Origin of the sequence: Flavihumibacter sp. CACIAM 22H1, assembly GCF_001601815.1 — a bacterium.
Lineage (GTDB): Bacteria > Bacteroidota > Bacteroidia > Chitinophagales > Chitinophagaceae > Flavihumibacter.
This window is the reverse complement of sequence record NZ_LUKG01000112.1, coordinates 1,763-9,534: the sequence shown is the minus strand read 5'-3', so window position 1 is coordinate 9,534 and position 7,772 is coordinate 1,763. Positions and strand designations below refer to the sequence as shown.

At 41.3% G+C, this 7,772-nt stretch carries 8 protein-coding genes; 3 read left to right on the top strand and 5 right to left on the bottom strand.

Annotated features, from left to right (window positions below; all coding sequences use genetic code 11):
* Together A1D16_RS20015 and A1D16_RS20010 are read left to right on the top strand one after the other, a co-directional pair.
* The coding region (locus tag A1D16_RS20015) for a hypothetical protein (RefSeq protein WP_290712863.1) at positions 1–623 on the top strand (623 nt) is incomplete at its 5' end.
* Positions 620–1,369, top strand: a complete 750-nt coding sequence (locus tag A1D16_RS20010) for a DUF3307 domain-containing protein (protein WP_290712859.1) — start codon at positions 620–622, stop codon at positions 1,367–1,369. The genes A1D16_RS20015 and A1D16_RS20010, both read left to right, overlap by 4 nt.
* A gap of 117 nt (positions 1,370–1,486) precedes the next feature.
* On the opposite strand, the gene A1D16_RS20005 is transcribed toward A1D16_RS20010, so the two are convergent.
* The gene (locus tag A1D16_RS20005; protein ID WP_290712856.1) at positions 1,487–1,930 is read right to left on the bottom strand and encodes a GNAT family N-acetyltransferase; all 444 of its coding nucleotides are present in this window, start codon (positions 1,928–1,930) and stop codon (positions 1,487–1,489) included.
* 330 nt (positions 1,931–2,260) lie between these two features.
* On the opposite strand from A1D16_RS20005, the gene A1D16_RS20000 reads away from it, so the two are divergent.
* Positions 2,261–2,638 (top strand): hypothetical protein, encoded by a 378-nt coding sequence (locus A1D16_RS20000; RefSeq protein ID WP_290712852.1) that lies wholly within the window; start codon positions 2,261–2,263, stop codon positions 2,636–2,638.
* A gap of 151 nt (positions 2,639–2,789) precedes the next feature.
* Here A1D16_RS20000 and A1D16_RS19995 read toward each other — a convergent pair whose 3' ends face one another.
* From A1D16_RS19995 to A1D16_RS19980, 4 genes are all read right to left on the bottom strand, one after another.
* Positions 2,790–4,484 carry an amidohydrolase gene (locus A1D16_RS19995; protein WP_290712849.1) on the bottom strand — a complete coding sequence of 565 codons (1,695 nt, stop codon included), beginning with the start codon at positions 4,482–4,484 and terminating at the stop codon, positions 2,790–2,792.
* A gap of 27 nt (positions 4,485–4,511) precedes the next feature.
* Positions 4,512–5,069: a cupin domain-containing protein gene (locus A1D16_RS19990; RefSeq protein ID WP_290712847.1), complete on the bottom strand. Its 558-nt coding sequence runs from the start codon at positions 5,067–5,069 to the stop codon at positions 4,512–4,514.
* Between the two features lie 450 nt (positions 5,070–5,519).
* Positions 5,520–6,983, bottom strand: coding sequence for an FAD-binding oxidoreductase (locus A1D16_RS19985; protein ID WP_290712844.1), 1,464 nt, complete (start codon positions 6,981–6,983; stop codon positions 5,520–5,522).
* 66 nt (positions 6,984–7,049) lie between these two features.
* Positions 7,050–7,772: hypothetical protein (locus tag A1D16_RS19980; protein WP_290712841.1), on the bottom strand; the 723-nt coding region annotated here is incomplete at its 5' end.

Below are 7,772 nucleotides of genomic sequence, written 5' to 3'. Positions count from 1 at the left end.
ATTCTGTTATCACCTGCGATATTGTGAATTCCACAAAACTTACCAGCACTGCAGAAAGCACCTTGCTAACCGCGCTGGAAAAATTGCTCAAACGGTATACTTTTGAATTTTACAGGGGTGATAGCTTTCAGTTTTACCTGAAGCCAAAAGACGTTACCAAATCACTGCAAGTAGCTTTATTATGCAGAACAACTGCACTTCGTATTCCGGCAACTTCACCTGCCAATAAAGCCGACCTCCGTATTAGTATTGGGATTGGACGCATTGAAGGTGCTGTTAAAAAACTAGCCACTGCAAAAGGAGAAGCGTTTGTATTGTCAGGACGGGGTCTTGACAATCTATCCAAAACCCCTTCCCGCCTCCTTATTTCAGTAGAAAAGGAAAATATAGTACGTTATTCGTTCGACCTCATTGCAGCATATACCGATTCCATATTCAACAATATGACCGCGAAACAAGCTGAGGTAATCAGCCTGTTATTACAGGGTAAAACACAAGCAGATACCGTGAAAACACTGAAAAAGTCTAAAAGCACTATATCCCAACGTGCCAATTCCGCAAAATGGTCCGAAATTGAATGGATATTAAAGATGTTCAATAACCTGATAAATGAGCTCCCATGAATACTGAATTACTCTGGCTCACCAAGTTAATACTGGCGCACCTCATTACGGATTTTATACTGCAACCCAAAGCATGGATAGCCGACAGGAAGAAAAAACACTTCAGATCAACGGGGTTATGGCTGCATGTGCTGCTGACTGCCTTTGTCGCCTGGGCACTGACAGGCTGGGCTTATTGGGACATTGCGCTGATTATTCTTGTTTCACACCTGCTCATTGATGGAATCAAATCCTATTATAAAGACGATATCTTATCCTTTCTGCTGGACCAGAGCGCTCATTTTGCGGTTATACTAAGTTGTTGGTATATAAAGTTTATGGACCTGGCAACCATCCTGCAAATCTGGGAGAAATTTAATAACAATACCGTCCTATGGATAAAAATAACCGGCTTTGTACTAGTAACTTTTCCCGCAGGAATACTAATAGGTACGCTTACCCGAAAATGGCGGGATAAACTAGACCACCAGCTTCGGAAATCCACACCGGACTCTATTCTTGATGAAAACCTGAACAGCCTTGCCAATGCTGGAAAATGGATCGGCATTATTGAACGAATAATAGTTTTAAGCCTGCTCCTTAACAACCAATTTCAGGCCATAGGACTATTAATTGCGGCAAAAGGAATTATCCGTTTCAATGAAAAAGAACGCCCGGAAGCTAAAACAGAATACCTGGTGATCGGCACCCTGTTAAGTATGGGTGTAGCCCTGCTTACCGGCCTTGTATTGCTTCATTTCTCCTGAAAACGGATTCCTTATACATATATTCTTACGGTCGTTATTCCAACCAGGCAAGTAATTTTAGTTGCAGAAGCGGACAGCCTTTTAACTAACTATTATACCTGAAGAAGTAGTTACCACCTAAGTATAGACCGACTTGTTATGAAGCTCCATCCATTTGGCCGGATCCGCAATTTCCGTCCAGCCAAACTGCTTATACAATGCATGCGCATCGGCCGTAAGCAGGATCCATCGACGAAGCCCCTGTAATTCGGGATGCCCCATAATCACTTCCAGCAACCATTTAGACAAACCCTTTCCCCGATAGGCGTCCAAAATATACAGATCACCCAGGTATGCAATGGTGGCAAAGTCAGAAATTACTCGGGCAAATCCTATCTGTTTATCTAGCCGATATACGCCAAAACAAAGAGAATGCTTAATTGATTTTTCCATTTTTTCCCGGGGAATATTTAATGACCAATAAGCTTCCGTAGATAAAAACCTATGAATAGCCGAAATATCCAGCCTTGACTGGTCGGTTGAAATTAAATAGTTATCGCGGTAAATATTAAGCACTGCCATAAAGTATTCTCCTCATTGAATTGTAAACTACTAAAAACACTGTGCAATTCATGGAAATACAGGCCTTATTTAGCCGGCTTAGATTTTAATTTGGCAAACATTTGTCAATTTCTGCAAAACAGGTATGCAAGGAGGAATGAACCCTATTCAATGTTTTTCCTGCTAGTTGCTCCGATCGGTTCAGAAATCACGCAGGAAAAAACCTCCATTTATGAAATGTTAAATATGCGAAATCAATCACCTGCTCTTCAATATTGAATTCCGGTGGCATGGTTTTAGGATGTAATCAGCAAACAAAGGATAATCTACAACTCACAAAACGAAAAAAACATGAAAAACATTCTGAAGCTATTGAGCGTGCTGCTGTTGGCAAGTATTGTAATTGTTTCCTGTAGTAAAAAAGATGACCCAACTGATAATAATCTTTTTGTGGGAAGCTATGAAGGAAGTATAGGTTTTGTAAAAGAAGGTGAAAACAAAGCCACTGATAACGGAAAAGTAACCGTGGTTAAAGTTGGCAATAACTATAATTTTGTTTTTTCTGACGGCATTCCGGACCTGAAGGGAGTTCAATTCAAGAGTGAAGGGGATGGCGCTGTTGTATCTATCGACAATGACGAAACGAAAATGATCCGTATCACCGCCAGCAGCTTAACCATTGCCTATGCAAAAGATGGATCTGCCTGGACGGCCAACTGTACCAGGTAAAATCAGCTAATTATAAGCAAACAGAAACGCCTGTAAAGAAAAGGGCATTTGTAGTGTTCTCCCTCTTTACAGGCGCTTCTTATTTCTCAATTATCTTTAGTGTAAGAATAGCTTTCCCTTTATCAAATGCTTTAAATCCCTGCACGAAAGACTATCGTTTATAGATACGCTTTCCTGCTTTGATGGTCTCCAGCACTTTAATTTCTTTAATATCATCCACTTTAACTTTAAGCGGATTTTTGTCTAAAATCACTAAGTCCGCCAGTTTTCCCTTAGTAATGGTACCTTTGGTTTGTTCTTCAAAATGTTGATAAGCCGACCAGTCTGTAATACATTTCAATGCTTCATAGGGAGTTAATTTTTCACCCTCACCAATAATTTTCCCGGTACGAGAAGTACGACTAACGGCCGTCCAAACCATACGCATCAGATTCGGCAATGCAACCGGCGCATCGGTATGAATGGTAAGTCGTAACCCTTTATTTAATGCAGAGCGGGTTGGACTAATACGGTTCCCCAGCGAATCTCCAATAATCTGTTTATGCCAGTCGCCCCAATAAAAAGTATGCAAAGGAAACAGCGACGCAATCACACTCATGTTCTTTAGCGAATCAAGTTGATCCTCTCGAATGTATTGTCCATGAATCAGGGTATTTCTACGGTCTTTATTTCCATAGGTAGTGATAGCGCCTTTCATGCAACGAATCATTTGGTCAATGGCCGCATCTCCATTGGCATGTGTAATAATCTGCCAGTTATTTTTGAACGCCTGGCTATAAATAGCTTCTACCTCTTTGTCTGATGCTATGGCGGCATAACCTTTATAGGATGATTTTTCACCCGGTGGCGGCAGAATATACGGAATTGTACGCCAGGCAGTTCGGCCCTGCGGCGAACCATCCAACGTCAGCTTAACGCCTCCAATGCGAAAATGATTGGTATAACTTTTTCCATACCATTTCGTAAGCATTAACTCGGGTACGCTATAATCTATGTAGGAAACCACATCAAGTTTTAAGAAACCTGATTCTGCAAGTTTTGCCATGGAAAGGTCCATTGCCCGGCCATCCTGCGCTGTTGTATAACCATAACTAAGAGCCATTTCCTGCCCGGCTGCAGCAAATTTGCCGGCCGCTTCTGCACTGGATGGTATAAGTGCTTTTGAAAACAATGGGATTGCGGCCAATTCTTCCAATACTCCGTTGGGCTCATCGGATCCGGGCATTCTTCGAATAACTCCTCCGGCTGGATTCCTGGTAGCAGCCGTAATTTTCATCAATTCCAGGCCCTTTGAGTTCATTACACAAAAATGACCCGAAATGTGAACAATAATTATGGGATGTTCAGCAGAAACCTGATCCAATTCCTGCCGGGTAGGATGCCGACCCTCCTTCAAAACTGATTCATCATAACCGGTACCAAAAATCCAGCCCGTTAACGCAATATTTTCCGGGCTAGCCCAGGCTTTAAGGGTTTGAACCAGGCTGGCGATATCTACTACAGTTCCATCAGGAGGAGGAAGTAAATTGGCGCCGATTGCCTGCAAAGAAAATGCCCCGAAATGTGCATGCGCGTCGATGAAGCCGGGATACAGTGACTTTCCCTGAAGATCCAGCATTTCAGTACTATCTCCTTGAAAATCGCCGGCTCCATTTTTTGTACCAGTAAAAACGATCTTACCATCTTTCACAGCAATGGCTTCGACATAAGTCGGCTGATCACCTTCCATAGTTACGATATCACCACCAAAATAAATAGTATCGGCAGCATTGGAGACTGTTTTATGACGGCAGGCAGCGAGTAATAGTATAGACACTAGCAACCATAGTACAAATTGGGGTTTCATGTATTGCAAATTTTGCGTAAATGAAAATTAGAAACTGATTGGGGCACCCATCACTTTCATACCATGTCTGTCCCAAAGGCTGTTTAGCGCAGTCTGCTTTTTAACAGGATCGGTCTCTGAGTCAAGAGCAGCTCTTTCAATAAAAAATGCTTCCATTTGTCCGGCTGGTTGAAACAACACCATAAGTTGCGCCTCGCCTTCATTGATTTTTGCAAAAGTATGGGGCACTTGACGGGGCGCAAAAGCAGCATCTCCCTCCTTAAGAAACATTATTTCCTCCCCAACCTGTACCTTGAAAGACCCTTTTATAACGTAGAACCATTCATCCTGATCGTAATGAAGGTGTAAGGGAGGTCCACCTTTAGCTGTTCGAATTGTATCAAAAATGCAAAGCTGACCATCCGTATCCTTTGCGGAAACCTTGCAATCGAAGGTAGCACCCAGCACTTTTAACCCCTCTATATGCCTACCCCTACCTTTTGCAACTTTAAATCCTTTTCGGGGTCGTTGCTGTCGAGAAGTACCCGCTTCGGCCACCAACGCCACAGCAACCAGCGGGAAGGCGAAAAAATGGCTCCTTTTCATAAACAACAACGTTTAGTGGAATACTTAAATATAATATTTTTTTAATACATACAGAAATTTCCTGCTAAACCGCTCAGTTCCCAGGACATGCCTACAGTAAACCCCAAACCTGACAAACGGCAAAAACATCTTTCCAGCCATCCAGTTACATCTAAAAAACAGACCGTATAAAACTGGCTTGATTCGGTCATGAACTGGTAGATACTGCAGGGAATAGCTGTTTAGTCTTTACAGCGAGGGGGGTATTCTTCTTTAGCGGCGTCTCCAAGACGGCCATTACTACCAAGGTTCGCTTATGCAGCAATATTATCGGCACCGTAAGACAGGAACTTGTTAATCAGACGAGCAGCAATTCAGCAAACTTCTGATAAACCAAAGACAATGGGCAAACTTGTCAACAGTATTAAGCAAATGGAAAAAATGCAAATTCAGAAATTAGCCAAAAGCATTCTATTTATAGTATTCATAAAATTTATTGCTAAAGAGTGCTGTAGAGTCATATTTCAGTTTCAAGCGAAAGAAAGCATCCGCCTGCGGGTAAGAACGTCTCATCTGTTCTTTGCTAAGGTGCAGTCTGTAGGGCAGATAAAAAGTTCCTTCGCAGTTCAGCGCAACTTCAACCAGTTGACTGGTTAACGCTTTCATTTCCTCTTCTTGCTGACGATTCTTTTTCTGATTGAATAAAAAAACAAATCCAAAAACAGGTTCACGCGCATAGTTCATAAAACTGTCTGCATCCTTTTCTACCCCCCTTATCGTAATGTTCAATAAATCAAGTTTTGTTGCAAGCAAAACCGGTTTAATTCCATTTATAAATTCACTGAAATTTCGTTCAGGTATAAAATATTCCTGCAGCAGATCGGTAGACGTCGAATCTTTATTATCTACAATGGATACACTGGTATTCAACACCTCATTCCTCGACAAAACCAGGTGCTTAGCAAGGTTATTCATGCCGCTTTCCAGGTCCCATCGTAGCCGTTTACCATATTCGCTGTTAACCGTTCCGCGAAACACCAGCCGTTGAGCTTCCGTGTTTTTCCCCTCCGATAATGAAGGTATTTCTTTGTCTACCTTTTCAAACCAGTTCAACGTAGCATCCTCTAAAAAATGTTTCTTTGAAATTCGTAGTCGTCCATAAACCAGTTCTACTCTTGGATTTGCAGATATGCTATCTTTAAACTTTTCAACATAATTAGCCGGATTTATCCGAACTGAATGAAACTGAAGGGCTGTATTCGCAACCACCTTAAGCTGTACATCCAGAATAATTCCAAATAGGCCATAGCCTCCCAATGCCACCTTAAAAAGTTCAGCGTTTTCAGTACGGCTACAGGTAAGAATACGACCATTTTCCAACATCATTGTAAAAGAAATTACACTGGCTGCGATAGGAGGTAACTCTTTTTGCCAACCATGTCCATTAACACTAAGTGAACCCCCAACAGAAAAAGAACTGAATGCCTGCATTATAAAAACGGATCGTTGATATCTATCAAGATAATGAAGAGCATCTTCCCACAATGCACCAGAACCAATGGTAAGGATATTGGTATTAGTATCGAGCGCCATTTCATTGTAAGGAAGCATATTTACAACAATTCCATTCGGAGAAATTGTATGCCCACCCATACTGTGCCTGGCCCCTGCAATAGAAATTTTTAAACCCTTTTCCTTGGCATATTTTAGCAAATTACCGAGTTGAATCTGGAGTGCAGGCTTATCGGAGGCTGCGGGAATAATGGTATCAACCAAAGTTCGGTTCAACTGACTGGCATCGTCCGTATAGCCATCGACAATAGCAGTTACCGGTTCTTTTTCAAGAAATTTAGTTTTACTCAAATGGTATACGGGAATAGAAACCGCCATAAAAAATAAGACAGCGATCAACAAGAACATTTTCCTGATTCTCATAATGTTGTTTAACGTTTTTCTATTTCAACCAGCATACTCGTGGCTTCTTAGGCCACTCACCTACCATCAATCAATTCCTAAATCATGTCCAATACGTTGATGGGATTGCAATTCGTCCAATCTTATTCCGGTAATTTTAACAATTATAGCATTGATAATTTTTATCATTTCCAAACGAGTAATACCTTCAGTTGCCACGAAACCTGCATAATTTAGCAACAGGACCTGTTGAATAAACAGTTGTAAAGATTCCTCATTAAATACAACCCTCCATGGATCCAACAACTTTTCGAGTAGTCGAATAGATCCGATTCCTAGTACAGGCAGAAGAAATATCCAAGCACTAAATTCATATCGCCAGAATAGCAGCACGGAAAGAACCAATCCACCACCAAACAATATCCGATTAGCAAAGAAAAGGCTTTTTTTAATGGAAGGGGGCAGCACTAATTTAGGCAGTTCTAATTTTAGCGACTCTTGCCAGTATTGGTATACTCTTCTTCGATCTTTGCGAGGAATCAGGGAATCCATCCTGCTAGTCAAGGTGATATCATTTTTAGAATGATTAAATTCCTGTAAAAGTGATGCACGTATACGATAAAAAAATGTACTGGAAATACAGGCATGCGTTAATTTGGAGTTAACCAGGTGCCAAACAGTTTCGTACAAATCGGCCAGCGTTACTATTTTTTCTACAGCCTGAACAGGAATAGTTATTCCAAAAGCATCTTCCACATCCATCAATATTTCCACACTATCAAGTCCCATAAGAACGCATGTAAAAACTAA